Source organism: Thalassovita litoralis (assembly GCF_900182725.1).
Taxonomy (GTDB): Bacteria; Pseudomonadota; Alphaproteobacteria; order Rhodobacterales; family Rhodobacteraceae; genus Thalassobius; species Thalassobius litoralis.
The window spans coordinates 1-17,248 of sequence record NZ_FXTO01000013.1 but is presented as its reverse complement, the minus strand read 5'-3'; the positions used below and the strand labels follow the sequence as shown (position 1 = coordinate 17,248).

The window sequence follows — 17,248 nt, the reverse complement described above, 5'->3', positions numbered from 1 at the left end:
CTCTGTTTTGATCGGTTTGATATAGCTGCGCAGTTTGTCGGTGATAACGACCCTTGGTTCAGGACGATATATGTGTTTGGTGCAGCTCTTATGCCAATCTTCCTGATCATGGTCTTTGCAAAGAGCAAAAGGGGGTGATGGGTTTCGATCCTCGCAGGATGGCGCATAATTCCCATACCGCATATGTTCTGCTATTGTTCGCCTTCCTGACAAGAGCAAGGGAATCGTGACCCATGTGCAATCTCTATTCCCAGACGAAGAGCCAAGATGCGATGCGGCATGTTTTTGATGCCATGCTGGAAGAGGGGGAAGAACTGGTGGATCGCACCGGAAACCTGCCACCAATACCCGGCATCTGGCCCGACTATCCCGCACCGATCATTCGGCGAGGCGCGGGGGCGGCTTGGCAATTGACTATGGCGCGATGGGGCATGCCAACCCCGGCCAAATTCCTTGAGGGCAAGCGCGTTGACAAGGGCGTGACCAACATCCGCAATGTCGGTTCGCCCCATTGGCGGCGCTGGCTTGGGGTAGAGCACCGTTGCCTTGTACCTTTTACCAGCTTTTCCGAGCTTGACGGACGTCGCGGTGCCTCGCGTAATTCGCCGGTCTGGTTCGCTTTGGGAGTGGATCGCCCCCTTGGTTTCTTCGCTGGGATACGCACCACATGGACTTCGGTACGCAAACTGAAGGAAGGCGAAGTAACGGCAGAGATATTCGGTTTCCTGACCTGCGAACCAAATGCCGAAGTTGCAGCTGTTCACCCCAAAGCTATGCCCCTGATCCTGACCCGGCCCGAAGACTGGCGATGCTGGTTAACGGCCCCGACCGAGAAGGCGCTGACCCTTCAACGTCCCCTGCCGGATGGGCGGCTTACAATTGTGGCCGAAGGGGTCCGCGAGGATGTGGCTAACCATGTCGGTTAAGAACGATCCGTTCGCGTTGGTCCCGCATCGGGTGCACGAGGCCGAAGGGCAAGGGCGGCGCAGCTTTGCCTTGTTTCAGGCGACGCGTCGAACCGGGCCACTGATCTGGGTCCTGCCTGGCCATGCCTACCATCTGCCGATGTTGCGCGGCCTGCCCGAAGGTGTCGGGCAACGATTGCACCTTGTCCGACCCACAAACGAGGGGGATCTTCTGTGGGCCGTTGAGGAAGCACTGAGGACCACAGGGGTTGGGCTGATCATTGCCGAGCCGGAAAAGCCCCTGTCACTGATCGCTGGTCGGCGTCTGCAACTGGCGGCCGAAGCGGGACGAACAACAGGTCTCATGCTGATCCGCGAGGGGCAGGGCAGTCATGCGGCCGAAACTCGCTGGCGATGTACACCAATTGCATCTGAACGGCGGGACTCGACTCTGCATCGATGGAGTCTTAAGAAGAACAAAAAGGGAACTTCAGGAATCTGGACCGTGCACTGGAATGGCAAAACGGCTTCTGTCCATTCGGTTTCCGCGACTGGCGAGCGACAGTGCGCTGCGGAAACGTCCCCTTGAGGGACCGTTCGCCCTGATCCATCGATCAGGGAACACCGATCATGTGCACTGCCTGAACCCGGAGGCCGAGGCGCGTGGGGTACATTGCGGCATGGCAGCCACTGATGCCCGTGCCATCTGTCCTGATCTGATTACCCGGCCCGCAGATTTGATACGCGAAGCCGCAGCATTGGCCGGGCTTAGACGGTGGGCTGGACGTTATTCGCCAATGGTGGCGCGAGACGGGCCGGGTGGACTGATTGCCGATATTTCCGGCGTGCCGCATCTTTTTGGTGGAGAGCCGGAATTGAGGGCCGATTTACATGCGCGGCTGGAACGGGTTGGCCTGACCTTATCCAGTGCCATCGCCGAAACCCGCGGCGCAGCCTATGCGCTGGCCTGTCATGGCGGCGGCATCCTGCCCGAAGGCACGGTGCAGGACGGTCTTGCCCGCCTGCCGGTTTCGGCGTTGAGGATCGGCAGCGACGTGGCCGAAGGGCTGTCCCGCATGGGATTGAACCGGATCGGGGATCTGGCAAGCTTGCCCCGCGCCCCTCTGGCACGACGCTTTGGCACTGGTCTTGTACTGCGGCTTGATCAGGCCCTGGGCCTTCAGCCCGAGCCGATCTCGCCCGAGGCGGAGGCACCGTATTTCGGGGTGCGGATGACCCTGCCGGAACCGATCGGGGTACAAGCCGATGTGATGGCGGGCCTTAGGCGTCTGCTGGATCGGTTGTGTGCCACTCTGGCTGGGCATCATCGTGGGGCGCGACGTCTGCATCTGGAACTCCACCGGGTTGATCGCGAAATCGCACGGGTGGAAATCGGGCTGGCCCGCCCGATGCGCGATCCAGAGCGCATTGCGGCGCTTTTCGCCAAGGGTGTGGCGGAGGTGGACGCCGGGTTCGGGATCGAAGCCATGCGCTTGGTCGCCCATGTGACCGAAGACCAGCCGCCTGAGCAGATCGGTGGCCCCAGAATCATCCACGAAGATGACGCGCTGGCTGATCTGTTCTCCCGGCTGGGCAACCGGCTGGGATTTGACCGGGTGCTGCGGCTTTTACCGGCAGCCAGTTTAATCCCGGAACGCAGTTTCCTGATAGCCCCCGCCGCTTATAGCGAAGCAGAATCCCCACCTCCGCATCGCGGCCCGGATCGCCCGATCATCATCTTCCCACCCGAATTGGTCACGACAAAAGGACTGGGACAGCCCGGCCATCCCCCCGCCCAGTTCACATGGCGGCGCATGTCCTTCAACACGCTGCGCGCGGATGGGCCGGAACGGATCACCCCGGAATGGTGGTTTGATGATCCCGCCTGGCGTTCAGGATTGCGGGATTACTGGCGTGTGGAAACCCGCGAAGGCGCACGGTTATGGCTGTTTCACACGCCACAGGCCCCGGCAGGATCCACGCAAAACTGGTTCGCACAAGGAGAGTTCGCATGACGGGCTATGCTGAGCTGTGCGTGACCAGCAATTTTACCTTCCTGACTGGAGCCTCGCACCCCGAAGAGCTAATCACCCGCGCAGCCGAATTGGGTCTGGCGGCCATTGCCATCACCGACCGCAATTCGGTTGCGGGGGTGGTGCGGGCGTTCTCGGCGCTGAAGGAACTGATCCGGCTGAAGGATGAGGTCCGCGCGGTTCGCGATGGGTCCGAGTCCGGCCCCGCAATCCGATCTCGACAGGTGACAGATCATTCCAGCCGTCAGATAAGGCAACAGGGGGATTACAACGATATCCCTTACGTTTCACCAGACCTGCCCCTGCCCAAGCTGATCCCCGGCGCCCGGATCGTGTTGACCGATAGTGCGGTGGACTGGCTGGCTTTGCCCACGGATGTCGCGGCCTGGTCTCGGCTGACCCGGCTTTTATCACTGGGCAAACGGCGCGCAGAAAAGGGCGATTGCCACCTGACGCGCAAAGATCTGTCTGACTGGGGGCAGGGCATGGTGCTGATCGCGTTGCCACCCGACCCAATGGAGCCTTCAGATCCAAACCTTGCCAGTGACATCCGGCACATGCTGCGGGCCTTTCCCGGTCAGTGTTTCCTTGGCGCAGCCCCGCGCTATGACGGGCGCGATCCATCGCGGCTTGAGCGGCTGGCGCGGCTGGCTCATGACACCGGCTTGCCGCTTGTGGCCGTGGGCGATGTTATCATGCATCGCGCGGCCCGGCGTCCGCTGGCGGATGTTCTGACCTGCCTGCGGACGGGATGTACCATCGACACGATTGGCGAACGGCGGCTGACCAATGGCGAACGTCGCCTTAAAGCCCCCGAAGACATGGCGCGGATGTTTCACCGCTACCCGGCGGCGATACGGCGCACGTTGGAAATTGCCGACCGTTGCGCGTTTCGGCTGGATGATCTGCGCTATCAATACCCTGATGAGGCACAGGGCGGCGAACCCGCGCAGATGCGACTGGAGAGGCTGTCGCGCAAAGGGCTGTATTGGCGTTATCCCGAGGGGCCGCCCGCCAAAATCGTCACACGGGTCGACAAGGAACTGAAGCTGATAGAGGAAATGGGCTATGCCCCGTATTTCCTGACGGTTCATGACATCGTAGCCTTTGCACGCTCCAAAGGCATCCTGTGTCAGGGGCGCGGCTCGGCGGCAAATTCGGTGGTCTGCTACCTGCTGGGCGTGACAGAAGTGCCCCCAGAAAGCATCACCTTGATTTTTGAGCGGTTCATTTCAAAGGAGCGCGGTGAGCCGCCAGATATCGACGTGGATTTTGAACATGAACGCCGCGAAGAGGTCATCCAATGGATTTACGAACGCTATGGCCGCCACCGGGCGGGGCTGACTGCGACTGTGATCCATTTCCGGTCACGCGCCGCGATCCGCGAGGTTGGCAAGGTGATGGGGCTGAGTCAGGACGTGATTGCCCGACTTGCGGGGCAGATCTGGGGATGGTCCTCCAGCGCGCCGGGTGCGGATCGGATGCGCGATGCCGGGATCGACCCAACGGACGGGCGCGTGGCGCTTGCGGCCCGGCTGATTGGCGAAATCATCGGATTCCCAAGGCACCTGAGCCAGCATGTCGGCGGTTTTGTTATCACCCACGGGCGGCTGGACGAACTGTGTCCCATCGAGAATGCGGCGATGGAGGATCGCACCATCATCGAATGGGACAAGGACGATATTGACGCTCTTGGCTTGTTGAAGGTCGATGTTCTGGCGCTTGGTATGTTAACCTGTATCCGCAAGGCGTTTGCGCTGTTGAAAGATCACCGCCACCTGCCGCTGAGCCTTGCCACTGTCCCGCCCGAAGATCCGGCAGTTTATGATATGCTGTGCCGGGCTGACGCGATCGGGGTGTTTCAGGTAGAAAGCCGAGCGCAGCTTAATTTCCTGCCGCGTATGCAACCGCGCACGTTCTACGATCTGGTGTGCGAAGTTGCCATCATCCGGCCTGGTCCGATTCAGGGCGGTATGGTGCATCCCTTCATCAATCGGCGTCAGGGCAAGGAGCAGGTCGAGGATTTTGGCCCCGCCATGATGGAGGTTCTGGGGCGCACCTATGGCGTGCCGTTGTTTCAGGAACAGGCCATGCAGATTGCCGTGGTCGCGGCGGGGTTTTCGGCAGCCGAAGCGGACCGATTGCGCCGCTCACTGGCAACGTTCAAGCGAATGGGGACCATTGGCGCGTTTCGGGAGCGGTTCGTCTCCGGGATGCTGGCGCGCGGATACGAGGCGGATTTTGCGGAACGCTGTTTCGCCCAGATCGAGGGTTTCGGCAGCTATGGTTTCCCTGAAAGTCATGCCGCAAGCTTTGCCCGGCTGGTCTATATTTCCGGGTGGCTGAAACGACATCATCCGGCGGTGTTTACCTGTGCGCTGCTCAACAGCCAGCCAATGGGGTTTTATGCCCCGGCGCAGCTTGTGCGGGATGCACGCGAGCACGGTGTCGAAATCCGTACCGTATCCGTTAACCATTCCGCTTGGGATTGCACGTTAGAGCCACGCAGCGACGGGGCACTGGCTCTGCGCCTTGGGTTTCGCCAGATCAAGGGTCTGCGCGAAGAAGATGCGGTATGGATCGAAGCCGCCCGTGGCAATGGGTATGCGGATGTCGAAAGCCTGTGGCGCCGAGCCGGACTTCGCCCCGATGCGCTGGAGCGATTGGCTGAGGGGGATGCATTTGCCCCGCTCGGTCTGAATCGTCGCGATGCGCTTTGGGCGGCCCGTGCGCTGCGGGGGCCTAAACCCCTGCCGCTGTTCGGTGCCGATGGCGAAGGCGGGGTTGAGCCTCAGGTCACCCTGCCGGCAATGACGCTGGGTCAGGAGGTGGTCGAGGATTACCTTGCCCTGCGCTTATCGCTCCGCGCTCATCCGATGGAGATTTTGCGTGCCCACCTGCCAGAAAGCCTGCCGCATGAGCGGCTGGTCCGGGCCAACGGACGCGTCACTGTGGCAGGCCTTGTCATCACACGCCAACGCCCCGGCACGGCCTCGGGCGTGATTTTCCTGACGCTGGAGGATGAAACAGGCGTGTCCAACGTGGTGGTCTGGACCAAAGTCTACGAGGCGTTTCGCAAGGCGGTGATCGCGGGGCGGTTGCTGCGTGTCACGGGCCGGATTGAACGCGAGGGGCAGGTGATACACCTTATTGCCGAGAGGATCGAGGACCTCTCATCCATGCTTGCCAGCTTGGGGCGACCGGCAAAGGATGCAGTGGCGCACCCGGCTGAAACACACACTGGCCCCACCGCCCGGCACCCGCGCGAGCAAGCCAAAAAGCTGTTTCCAAGCCGGGATTTCCATTGATCCGGAAGACTTGCACCCATGATCAGGCCGGGGCATGTATTACGGCAGCCCTTCAAATCAGAGATCTGCCTATGGCCCGCGCTCCCGCCCTGTCCGTTGATAAGCTGAAAGACCTTGGGGTCGATAAACTGGCGCAGCTGGTACTGGACGAGGCCGAGCGAAACGCTGGTTTTAGACGGCAGGTCAAGGCGGCGGTGGTCGGAAAAGCTGGTCCCGAAGCGATTGTTAAACTGATTGATCGGCGGTTGTCCGGGTTGACGCGGGCCAAGAGTTTTGTCGACTGGGACAAGGCCCGCGCCTTTGCCGACGATCTGGGCAGTCTGGTGGATACACTTACCTCCGAACTTGGGCCCGCTGCCCCAGCACTGGCCATCGATCGGCTACTGCGTTTCATTGCGACCCACGAGCAGGTGTTTGAGCGCGTCGACGATTCATCGGGGCGGGTTCAGGACGTTTACTATCAGGCGATTGCCGCAATAGGGGAACTGGCGCCGAACCTGAGCGCACCGGATGCGGATCAGTTGCCCGAGAAAATCATGGCCACATTAGGAGAAACCACGCATGGATATCTGGATGATGTCACCAGTGTCGCGGTGCCACATTTGCCGCCAGAAAGTCTTATCCGTTGGGATGGCACCCTGAAACACGCGATCATCCAGCGACAGGCCGAGGAAGCGGGTCGACCCTCGGATGGCTGGTTCTATTCGATGACCTCACAATGGGCTTCAATGCGTCAGACGATTGCTTTGGCACGCGGGGATATCGATCTCCTGATTGCGCTGGAGGAGAAGAAAAAAACGCAGATGCAGGATACGCTGGGCATTGCGGCTCAGCTTATGGAGGCCGGGCGCAATGCCGAGGCGTTGGCGTGGGTGCGTAAACCGGGGCGGCACACGTTAGGCGAGGCCAATAACGATCTGTCTGCGAAGCGGGTTAGTCTGGAAGCCAGCATTCTGGAGGCCACAGGCGATAAACCCGCCGCGCAAGCTCTGCGTTGGCAATGCTTTGAGGTCTCGTTATCCGCCGATATATTGCGGGAATACCTGCACCATCTGCCTGATTTTGAGGATATTGAGGCCGAAGATCGTGCACATGCGTTGGCATTATCTGCGGATAAACCTGAACAGGCACTGCAATTTTTCCTGGATTGGCCGCGTCTGGATCTGGCGGCAAAGCTGATCATGACGCACCCCCAGCATTGGAACGGTGGCCATTGGCACACCCTGCCGAAAATCGCGCTCCTGCTGGAGCACGACTTTCCGTTGGCCGCGACCATACTCTACCGTGCGCTACTGGACGACATTCTGAAACACGCGCGCTCCAAGGCATATGGGCATGGCGCAACTTACCTTGGAAAGCTGACCCTGTTGGCCAAAGAAATTGAGGTTGCTGGTTTAGGCGAAATAGTCAGTCATGCAGCCTATCTTGCCAACCTTCAACAAACGCATTCCCGCAAGTCCGGGTTCTGGGCCCGTGTCGGTGCAGGGTGACGATAGCTGCCGTCTCTATGGGCGATTGATAATAATCAGGTCGCGTTCAGGTATCGAAATGTCCAGATCAAGGGCTTTCGCGATCCATTTCGCTTGTTCGGCCATTGCATCGCCCAGTCTTTTGCGGGCTGGGCCAGACATTGCGGGGATATACGCCACAACGTTTTCGATCAGCTCTTGCATTCGCGTCTGCATGGGGGCGGTGAAACTGCGAAACCCCAGATCCGTTACAAAAAGCCTCAGGTCTTCCAAAGTCAGGTCATCGGTCATTTGTGCGTGGCCAATATCGAACGAAAGTTGATGCGTCACGCCATCGTCAATCAGCGTCGGCACGATGTCATAGAAAGGCGCCAACTGAGGCCGATCCGGGCGCGCGCCCGTGTAAAGCAAGCTGTGGTTCTTGGCGTGATTGTCGGTATTGCCAAGCAGAAGGTTAACAATCGTTCCCTCCAGAAACGCCAGCCGGGCCTGCGCCGGAGCATCACATGCGGCCAGAACCTTGCTGACGCTGCGGGCCGAAAACACCCGATCCCCAGCTCCGTTGCGTTGATATTTCAAAAGCGGGCCAAGCCCCAGTGCCTGACAGAAGTCCTCTTGATGGATGCGGTGAACCTTGCCGTCTTTTATCTCTCGATCAAAGCGAGTGATCAAAAGCCCGCGCAAATCCTCACCACCCATCGGTTCAGTTTGCGCAACCGGGTGGTTCATCAGAGCGCCTGCGATCTGCATCAGGATATGTTCGTGATCGACCAACCGTATGTCATTGGGGCGTGGCACCTTCAGAATATGGGTGGTCGGTGCCCCGCTACCCGCACGCGGCAGGGCAAAACGGCCATCCGGCAAACGCGTGAGCGCAACCTTGCCCTGCACCCCAGCCAGCGGCGAGGGATCGTTCGTGTTTTCTGGCATCCTGCGCTTGTCGCGCAAGGATCGCATAATCGCTGTTAACTGATCCGCGCTGATCGGATCATAGTCCGCCACCAAATCCCCCGGCTGTTTGGCCGGGGCGGCGCCTTCCGGCACCACGGAAATTGCGCCGGGGCAATCCTTACCCAGATGATACAGCAGGCCAACGATATCTGTCTGATCAATCCCATACTTTTGCATGACCTGATCGCGCAGGGCGTTTTCAAACAGCAGATTGTCAAAGAACCCCCTCGTCACGACATCGCCGAAAACCTTTTTGGTCAGCGGTAGCGATTGCGAAATGGGATATGGCAGATCAAGGTTATGATATGCATAAGAAATTCCCCCATCATCGGCACGGGTCAGTGCGCCGACAGGATCGGGTATGCCTTCAAGATATACATCAAGTCGCAACATGATCAGAACCCGGCCGTCAGTTCAATGCCCAGACCTTCGCAAAGAGCAAGCGCCACGCCGATCCCGCTTTTTTCATTTCCGCGCTCTACCGCGATAATCGTGGGGACCGAAATACCTGTTTGCAAGGCAAGCATTTTCTGCGTGATGCCCAATGCTTTTCGCCGTTTGCGGATTACAGCGCCGATTTCCTTAGCCGAGCGGATCGTTTCCTGTTTGGACATCATAGATAAACTCAAGAAAGCTTTAGTTTAGGTCGACCTGTATAGCATTAACCATAATAACTCAAGACTTCTTTATTTTATACCCTATGTCGCACGAGTTGCGGAAAAACTAAAGAATTGCTTATTTCCTCAGGGGCGTGGCCGTAGAATTTACGCTCAGATATCTTGCCGGTCTGTTTGGCTCTGGATCGAAGGTCGCGATTGCTGATGTATATCCAGTTAGCTACTTTATCTGGGAACCAGACTTGCACTATCTGGATCATAGCGAAAGTTTGTGATGGAACCATCCCGGATCTTCTGGACCGCCTCGTCGATGACGAACAGCGGCACCAGGAACCACTCACGGGGCATCACGGGACGGCCGAACCGATCCGGAATTTCGATGTCGAGCTGTGCTGTACCGAAAATCCGGTGGATCAGGTTTTCAAGCCGGGTCTGGTTGATGTTGTAGAGCTCATAGGTCGCCACAACCTCGACCGGCGCCATGAGGAAGGTCGGTTGAAGATGCGCACCGGCAATCCTCTTCTCGACACCCAATGTGGTCACGCCAATCTTGTGCACCAAGTCCCGGTTCTCGGACACCATCGGATGATCGGACTTGCTGCGCAGGACATAGATCGTGCCGGTGGTGCTATCGCCTTCTTCGGGGGCGTCCGCGAACAACGGCCCTGCAACTGACTCGGTAATCCTCCGACCGGATTCATCCTTGTTCAAAGCTCGTTGGAGCGAACGCATCAGCATTCTGCTTTCCATGCCATTGTCGAAAATCACGCGCAGACGGGCATCCGTCCGACCTTGATCGGTAAGGGTCTCCTCGCCCATCTCCGCGACATAGGCCTTTTGCCCCGCAACGATGAAGAAACGGCCCTTCTGGATCTCAGCCTTCAACTCGAAGGGACGGGTTTCACGCTGCCCGGCATCCAGTTCACGCTGAACCTTCTCGAACAGCGGTTGGAACGTCTCGAAATCCTCACAACGCTGACGGTTTGCAATGTCCTCCGCCTCCTTGCGTTCGGCGTTCGAACGGACATGCTTCAACTCGGTGATAGGGGAGGCTTCGACCTCGACGCCAAGCGCGGCAAGCAACGCATCGTCATCCAGATCATCGGCAACAGGCGTCACCTCGGCTCCGGCAAGCAAGCCCTCATCATCGAGGTCGGCAAGAAGGTCAGCGGCTTCCGGCAACTCCCGCAGCCGTTGAAGGCGCACGGCATAAAGCCGTTCGAAAATATCGCCGTCCTCGGAATGCTGAGGCAGGCGTCCATGCTCGGCGACGAATTTCTGGATGTCCTCGAAGCCAGCGATGATCCGTTCCTCGCGGGGCGTCCGCGTGACCTGTTTTTTCTTTTCGACCTCGATACCCAGCTCGGACAGCAGGGCATCGTCATCATCGGTGAACATGTTAGCCATTCATCGCCTCCTGCTTCATGCGCGTGAGGAAGGCCACGCCTTCAGCCATGCGTTTCTCCCAGGCATCTGTGGAGGTCAATGACGGCAGCCGCCCGCGCTCCTGTTTGAACTTCACAGCACGCTTGGCGAGGTCTCGGGCTTCCTCCGGGGACAGTTTGATCTTCTTGGCCTCGATCACCGCGGCCACCTCTTTCAGGCTTTCCTCGCTCATGGTCTTGGCAAGGATCGCATAGGCCTCGCTGAACGGATTGATCCGGTCGATCAGGTCGATGTCCAGCTCCTTGACGCTCATGGCGAACTGGCGAACGCCATCGACAAAGGCGGTGTTGGACGGCGCCTCGGTGCCATCCCCCAACAGCGTCTTCTTGGCCTGCTGCGTAAAATTCATCGCGGCAATGGCGTGTTGACGCACGGCCTCCTGATCGGCCTCGTCCAGCTCGGGGTACTTGTCGCGAACGATCTTGCCCATCTTCACCTGGGTCAGCTCTTCCGGAACCATTTCCTCATCGAACAGCCCACGTTCAATCGTGGTCTTGTCCTGCACGAAGGCCGTGATGACCTCGTTCAGGTCGTTCTCACAGATGCGGTTCGCTTCCGCGCTCTTGGGCTGGGTCAGGCCCTTAATCTCGATCTGGAACGTGCCCTTCTGCTCATTGAAGCCCACGTTGCACTTGCTGTCGTCATAACCGCCCTCACCATAATCGAAGCCGTCCTGCGGTTGGCTGGCGGGCGTCTTGGGTTTGAACTCGAACTTGGGCGTCAGCACCTGCTCCATCAGCAAGCTCGCCGCGATGGCCTTCAGGGTATCGTTGACGGCTTCGCGCACCGCTTCTTCTGAAGCATCCGGTTCAGCGATCAGGTTGGTGAAACGCGCGTGGGTCTTGCCCTTCGCATCCCGCGTGGCCCGTCCGATGATCTGCACGATCTCCGTCAGGCTCGACCGATAGCCCACGGTCAGGGCGTGCTCACACCAGATCCAATCGAAGCCTTCCTTCGCCATCCCAAGCGCGATGATGATGTCCACATGATCGCGGTTTTTCTTCTGGCTCGGGTCTTTGAGAGAGGCGGAAACCTTGTCCCTCTTGGCCGGATCATCGTCCACCAGGTCGGCAATCCGCAGCACCTTGCCATCGGGGCGCTTCACAAGCTGAAAGCCCGTGGCCGGGTCGGTGCCCTGCCAATCGCCTAAGGCGTCGATAATGTGCTCGACCTCCCGATGCTTGTCCTTCGTGCTTTCGCGAGAATTGACGTTCGGGATGTGCAGGATGGTCTTCTCGGTCGGGTCCAGCACCTTCAGCAGCTCGTCAGCATAGGAACCGCTGTAGAAGAAATACCCGATGTCGAGCGTCTTCAGGTAGGTATAGCCGCTGAGCTGTTCGTAATAGGTGTAGGTCACGGTCTCGAACCGCGCCTCATCCTCGGGCGACAGGACGGCCTCGGTGTCGCCGCGGAAATACGATCCGGTCATGGCGACCACATGCGCCTTGTCACGGGCGATCAGGGTGCCGAGATGCGCGCCCAGCTTATTGTCGGGGTTGGCCGAGACATGGTGGAACTCGTCCACCGCGATCAGCCGGTCATCGAAGGCCTCGATCCCGAACTTGTCGACGGCAAAGCGGAAAGTGGCGTGGGTGCAAACGAGGATCTGGTCGTCGCCTTCCAGGAACTTGCCGACCGCCCCTACCTTGCCGCTGTCACCACCGGGCGCGTTGCAGAGGTTCCAGCGCGGCGCGACGGTCCAGTCGGCCCAAAATCCGAACTTCGACAGCGGCTCATCGGCAAAGCTCGATCCGATCGACTTCTCCGGCACCACGATGATGGCCTGCTTCAGACCCTGATTGTGCAGCTTGTCGAGCGCGATGAACATCAGCGCCCGGCTTTTCCCCGAGGCGGGCGGCGACTTGATCAACAGGTATTGCTCGCCCCGCTTTTCATAGGCGCGCTCCTGCATGGTGCGCATCCCAAGCTCGTTGGACTTGGTGGAACTGCCATTGGCCGGATAGGAAACGGAAACAGAGGGAACAGACTTGGTCATGCGGAAATCCTGTAGTCTTGCAAATAGGTGATGGCCCATGCAGGCGGGCTGGGCCAACTGCGGAAACCTTTCTCATGCCAGGTTATGCTGGCATCGCCGATCAGACCATTTGTCTCCAAGTGCCGAACAAAGGCATCATGGTCATAGAGATAGGCTTCATCGCCATGCAGAAAGGCGACGTAGATCTGTTTGCCGAGGTACTTCCTGTCGATGACCAGCCGCCCCTTCAGCTGCACCTTGAGGAAGGTTTCACCATCAACGTGAACCGCGATGAAATCTGCCCCCTGCCAATCATCCGTCAGGCGAATGCAGTTGAAGCCGTAGTCCGCCATGCGGGCCGCGATCTTATGAAAATTGTAGTTTTCCCGCTGTCGGGAGTTGAGGTCGGCATAGGGGACACGGGCGAACATCTCAGGCCGGAACCTTCGTCGTCATCTTGGTGTACATGTCGAAGAGCTTTTCGAGGCGTTCGGTGTCGTTCTTGAAGCGGCGACCGATGTAGATGCGTTCCAGGGTCTCGTCGTTGCGGTCATGGGCCGCGCGGAGGTTGGCGGGCATTTTTTCGGGGTCGTAGAGGTCTGCGATGGTGGCCGGGAAATGCGCCTCGCGTGCCAGAAGGATGTCTTCGGCGCAGCGGGTCAGGTCTTCGCGGTTTTTATCGGTCAGCTTGGGGACCGGGAAGGTGTTCCAGCCCATTGTGTTTGAGTAGCGGAAGTCCGTTTTCATTTTGCCGCAAACCGTTGCGATCCAGATCAGGTGTAGTTTGGAAAGAAGCAGAGACAGGTTCCAAATAGGTGCATCGTAGAGGGCGAAACACAGGTTAGTGACAGTTGACCGATTGTCGATCAAGCCAGCCGGAAGGTATCCGCGATTTTCGGATGACACACAGGGCATGGCGATCGTTTGCTTGGTGCCGATGTTCATTTCACGCATTTGATGAGCCCGCTTACCCATCTCATTGGCGCCTTTGTCACGGCTGGCAAGGCGCATGGTCCGCACGCCTTCAATGCGAGCTTTGATTGGTGCGATTTGCATGGCTTCGGCAAGGTGCTGATCTTCAACCCAGAGGCAATACCGCTCCTGCCCGCGAATGAACTCAGCCGAGCCATAAATGCGCCGAATGAAGCGCTTGTGTTGATTTGGGTTAAGACCGAGGGCTGCAACCTCGTCGGAACTCATAAGTAGGTTGCCGCCATCGTATGGCATGTTTCCTCGAAGCATTTCCGTAGCCCCACCGATGGGGCACGAGGACTTGACTACCATGACATTGGGCGCAGCAACCAAATAAGCATTGATGTTATGGCCTTCCTTAAGCACTGTTTCGCCAGCAGCATCCAAGGCGTAAAGTTTCTTAACCGCGCTCGCATGCTTAGAGATCGCCACAATTGCGACTGTTACGCCAGCGTTATGGCTGGCAAGGTTTGCCCACTTGAACGAGGTATGAGCAAAGGCAATCTCATGGCCTGTTTCAAGAACCAGTGGCCACAGGATGGGCACTTGTTGACCTTGGCAGATCGAATTTGTGGTAACGAAAGCAGACACTGTGGGTGTATGGAGTCCATAGTCAGCCGCCTTCATGAACCAGCCAGCAACATAGTCGAGGGACTTCCAGCTTTTTGTGCGCCCATCAAAAATGCGCTGCAAATCGGCTTTTTGCTCTTTGCTTTGCCAAGTTGAGCCAAGATAGGGTGGGTTTCCGCAGATATATGTCTCACCCCCCTCATTCTCGAAATCGATCTGCGCCTGATCCAGCGGTGTCTGAAACAGATCGTCCGCCTTCACCTTCACACCCGTCCCCGTGGGCGGACAAATCGACAGCCAGTCGAGCCGCAGAGCGTTGCCACAGGTGATCCAGTTCTGACTGTCCAGCGGCAGGAACTCGGCTAGGGCTTCCTTCTGGCCGCGATAGGTCACGTCGCACTGGTATTCCGCGATGATCAGCGCCAGCCGGGCGATCTCGGCCGAGAAATCCCGGATCTCGATACCGCGGAAATTGGTCAGGGGAATGTCCGTCTTGCGATCAGCCTCGCCTCGACGGCGGTTGATCTCGGCCTCGATCGCGCGGAGCTGCTTGTATGCGATGACAAGGAAGTTGCCCGACCCGCAGGCGGGGTCGAACACCCGGATTTTGGCGATGCGGTTTCGCAGGTTCAGCAGCTTGCGGGCATTGTCGCCCGCCTCCTCCAGCGCCGCGTTCAGGTCATCAAGGAAGAGCGGGTTCAGCACCTTCAGGATGTTCGGCACGGAGGTGTAGTGCATACCCAAGACAGAGCGTTCGCCCTCATCCGCGACCGCCTGGATCATCGAGCCGAAAATGTCGGGATTGATCTTGGTCCAGTCCAGCCCGCCGATATGGCTGAGATAACGCTGCGCGATCTTGGAGAAGCGCGGCACCTCGGTCGAGCCGGAGAACAGGCCACCATTCACATAGGGGAAGGCATCGGCCCAGCGGGGCAGATTGGCGCTGGCACGGTCCTTTGTGGCTACGTTCATCGCGCGGAAAATTTCGCTGATGACCTCATGCGTGTTGGTGCCGTCGCGGTTCGACATGCGGTCGATCGTGCCGGTGAACAGATCGGCGGTGGTGAAGATGTCGGTATCTTCCGCAAAGAAGCAGAAGATCAGCCGCGCCATGAAGTGGTTCATGTCGTGCCGACGCTCGGCCTTGCCCCAATCGGGGTTGTCCTTCAGCAGCTCGACATAGAGGCGGTTCAGGCGGCCCGTCGCCTTGATGTCAAAGGCGCTTTCCTTGATCTGCTTGACGGTCGAGATGCCCGCGAGGGGAAGGAAGACGCCAAAGCTGTCGGGGAAGTCCTTGTAGGCGCAGGCCACAGTGTCGCCGCCGATCAGATCCTCGGCCTCGAAGGTCTGGCCGTCCGTGGCGAGGATGAACTTGGCCTTGTGTTTGGCCGTGGCGGGGCTGCCCTTGAGCGCGGCGAGGGTCTGGGAGACTTCGCCCGGCGCGCAGGTTGCCATGTGGATGTTGTTGCGTTGCAGCACCCCGCCCAGGTCCGACTTGTTGGTGTCGCCCTTGCGCAGCTTCTTGATCTCGGTCGCCTTGCGCCCAAAGGCCTCAAGGAAGGCATAGGGAAATTCCGCCGCATCAAAGGGAGCCTCGGCGAGGTCGGAAATGGCCTGCTCGATTTCAACGGGGTTCATGGGGTCTGCCTCGTAAATGGCTGGACTTCGATCTCATGGGCACGCGCCATGACCGTCTCCAACTCGTGGTTCATTTGTCGCTCCATCCAAGAGCGGGCGGAGGTGCCGAACGCCTTCTCAAGGCGCAGCGCCATCTCCGGAGAAATGCCGGATCGCCCGTTCAGGAGGTTGCTGAGGGTCTGACGGTTGCACCCAAGCACCTGTGCGGCGTCGGTGACGGACAGGCCGTTGGGATCAAGGCATTCGCGTCGAACAAGGATTCCGGGATGGGTCACGTCTGCTCCTCAGTTTCGACGAGCGTATGGTGATAATTGTCGATTATCAATCAGATTTCGACCGCGATAAGGCCGGAAAGGAAGTCGAACGACCTTGCGTGTCACATCGACATCAAAAGTCTGAAAGCCGACTTAGGGTGACTGATAAGGCCCGCGCCTAAGCGCGGCGGCAAAGCCCCGTTGTCAGAAGGTGGGTTGTTCAATGAAGGTGCAAGTGCCCAGCAGGACATGTTCAGCAGCCCTGCCCCCAATACGGAAAGCGAAGCGATCACCATCGAGCCTATCCGTGAACGAGCGGCGGTGCTGCGCGGTGTTCCGCAAGATCGCCCCCATTCTGTCAAAGGCGTATCCCTGAAATGGGATGCCAAAGCAGGCGGATTTGTCTTCTCGCGCAAGAACACTGACAAGGTGAGCGAGGCTGTTGGGCTACTGACTGCCTTTGAAAGAGGGCGCCAGCGCTCCGAACGGTCTTCATCGCGGCTCGAAGATATTTGGGAAGGCTCGATTTCCTCTTCCCCGCTGACGCGGATCGAAAATAAGCCTGATGCGCTCGAAAACAAGAAGCGGAGGGGTAATCTCCCCATTTTTAACGGGATGCATCCGTAGAACTTTGAATCGCCCCGAGTTTGTCGGAGACCATCAACCTAAGTAAGGATGATGGTTATGACAAAAAGCAAAATGGCAAATCGCTATTCGCCCAAGGTCCGCGCGCGTGCGGTGCGGATGCTGTTCGAGCATCAAGGCTCATACGAAACGCAGGCGGGCGCGATCGCGGCCATTGCACCCAAGATTGGCTGTAATCCCCAGACCCTGCGCGAATGGGTCAAGCAGGCTGAGAAGGACAGCGGCATGCGCGATGGCGTGACCACTGAGGAACGGGACCGGATCAAGGCCCTGGAACGTGAGGTCCGGGAGCTTCGGCAGGCGAATGAAATTCTCCGCAAAGCGTCGGCGTTTCACCCGCCACTCGAACCAGTGGCGTGACGGGTTCAACTTTGCGCAGGCGGAACTCGACCGCCCACTGAAGCGATGATCGCTTTTATTGAAGATCAGCGCATTGTTTACGGCGTCGAGTCGATCTGCAGGGTT

The 17,248-nt window shown here is 58.7% G+C and carries 13 protein-coding genes, 1 pseudogene and 1 other annotated feature; of the genes and pseudogenes, 7 read left to right on the top strand and 7 right to left on the bottom strand.

Annotated elements, in window-relative coordinates:
* The first annotated feature begins 233 nt into the window (after positions 1-233).
* From FN828_RS11200 to FN828_RS11180, 5 genes are all read left to right on the top strand, one after another.
* Positions 234-926, top strand: a complete 693-nt coding sequence (locus tag FN828_RS11200; RefSeq protein WP_142493540.1) for an SOS response-associated peptidase — start codon at positions 234-236, stop codon at positions 924-926.
* Positions 916-1,494 (top strand): ImuA family protein, encoded by a 579-nt coding sequence (locus FN828_RS11195; RefSeq protein WP_142493538.1) that lies wholly within the window; start codon positions 916-918, stop codon positions 1,492-1,494. The genes FN828_RS11200 and FN828_RS11195 overlap by 11 nt, the downstream gene beginning before the upstream one ends.
* A complete protein-coding gene (locus FN828_RS11190; RefSeq protein WP_142493536.1) occupies positions 1,421-2,920 on the top strand; it encodes a Y-family DNA polymerase in 1,500 nt (499 codons plus the stop codon). Before FN828_RS11195 ends, FN828_RS11190 begins: the two co-directional genes overlap by 74 nt.
* Complete coding sequence (locus tag FN828_RS11185; protein WP_142493535.1) at positions 2,917-6,246, top strand: error-prone DNA polymerase; 3,330 nt, start codon at positions 2,917-2,919, stop codon at positions 6,244-6,246. Before FN828_RS11190 ends, FN828_RS11185 begins: the two co-directional genes overlap by 4 nt.
* Before the next feature lie 71 nt (positions 6,247-6,317).
* On the top strand, positions 6,318-7,736 hold the full coding sequence (locus FN828_RS11180; RefSeq protein WP_142493533.1) for a DUF6880 family protein: 1,419 nt from the start codon (positions 6,318-6,320) through the stop codon (positions 7,734-7,736).
* Positions 7,737-7,751: 15 nt separating this feature from the next.
* On the opposite strand, the gene FN828_RS11175 is transcribed toward FN828_RS11180, so the two are convergent.
* From FN828_RS11175 to FN828_RS11145, 7 genes are all read right to left on the bottom strand, one after another.
* Positions 7,752-9,059: a HipA domain-containing protein gene (locus FN828_RS11175; protein WP_142493531.1), complete on the bottom strand. Its 1,308-nt coding sequence runs from the start codon at positions 9,057-9,059 to the stop codon at positions 7,752-7,754.
* Between the two features lie 2 nt (positions 9,060-9,061).
* Positions 9,062-9,283 carry a helix-turn-helix domain-containing protein gene (locus tag FN828_RS11170; protein ID WP_142493530.1) on the bottom strand — a complete coding sequence of 74 codons (222 nt, stop codon included), beginning with the start codon at positions 9,281-9,283 and terminating at the stop codon, positions 9,062-9,064.
* 225 nt (positions 9,284-9,508) lie between these two features.
* Positions 9,509-10,690, bottom strand: coding sequence for a GIY-YIG nuclease family protein (locus tag FN828_RS11165; protein WP_142493528.1), 1,182 nt, complete (start codon positions 10,688-10,690; stop codon positions 9,509-9,511).
* On the bottom strand, positions 10,683-12,725 hold the full coding sequence (locus FN828_RS11160) for a DEAD/DEAH box helicase (protein ID WP_142493527.1): 2,043 nt from the start codon (positions 12,723-12,725) through the stop codon (positions 10,683-10,685). The genes FN828_RS11165 and FN828_RS11160 overlap by 8 nt, the downstream gene beginning before the upstream one ends.
* On the bottom strand, positions 12,722-13,135 hold the full coding sequence (locus FN828_RS11155; RefSeq protein ID WP_142493525.1) for a hypothetical protein: 414 nt from the start codon (positions 13,133-13,135) through the stop codon (positions 12,722-12,724). The genes FN828_RS11160 and FN828_RS11155 overlap by 4 nt, the downstream gene beginning before the upstream one ends.
* 1 nt (position 13,136) lies before the next feature.
* A complete protein-coding gene (locus tag FN828_RS11150; RefSeq protein ID WP_142493523.1) occupies positions 13,137-15,884 on the bottom strand; it encodes a class I SAM-dependent DNA methyltransferase in 2,748 nt (915 codons plus the stop codon).
* Positions 15,881-16,159 carry a HigA family addiction module antitoxin gene (locus FN828_RS11145; protein ID WP_142493522.1) on the bottom strand — a complete coding sequence of 93 codons (279 nt, stop codon included), beginning with the start codon at positions 16,157-16,159 and terminating at the stop codon, positions 15,881-15,883. The genes FN828_RS11150 and FN828_RS11145 overlap by 4 nt, the downstream gene beginning before the upstream one ends.
* A 195-nt stretch (positions 16,160-16,354) precedes the next feature.
* Here FN828_RS11145 and FN828_RS11140 point away from each other — a divergent pair, with 195 nt between their 5' ends.
* The gene (locus FN828_RS11140) at positions 16,355-16,765 is read left to right on the top strand and encodes a hypothetical protein (RefSeq protein ID WP_142493520.1); all 411 of its coding nucleotides are present in this window, start codon (positions 16,355-16,357) and stop codon (positions 16,763-16,765) included.
* 57 nt (positions 16,766-16,822) lie between these two features.
* Positions 16,823-17,248: pseudogene (locus FN828_RS11135) on the top strand (transposase); the annotation flags it as partial.
* Positions 17,147-17,248 (top strand) — a sequence feature (AL1L pseudoknot). This feature is flagged as partial in the annotation. Its footprint overlaps the pseudogene before it by 102 nt.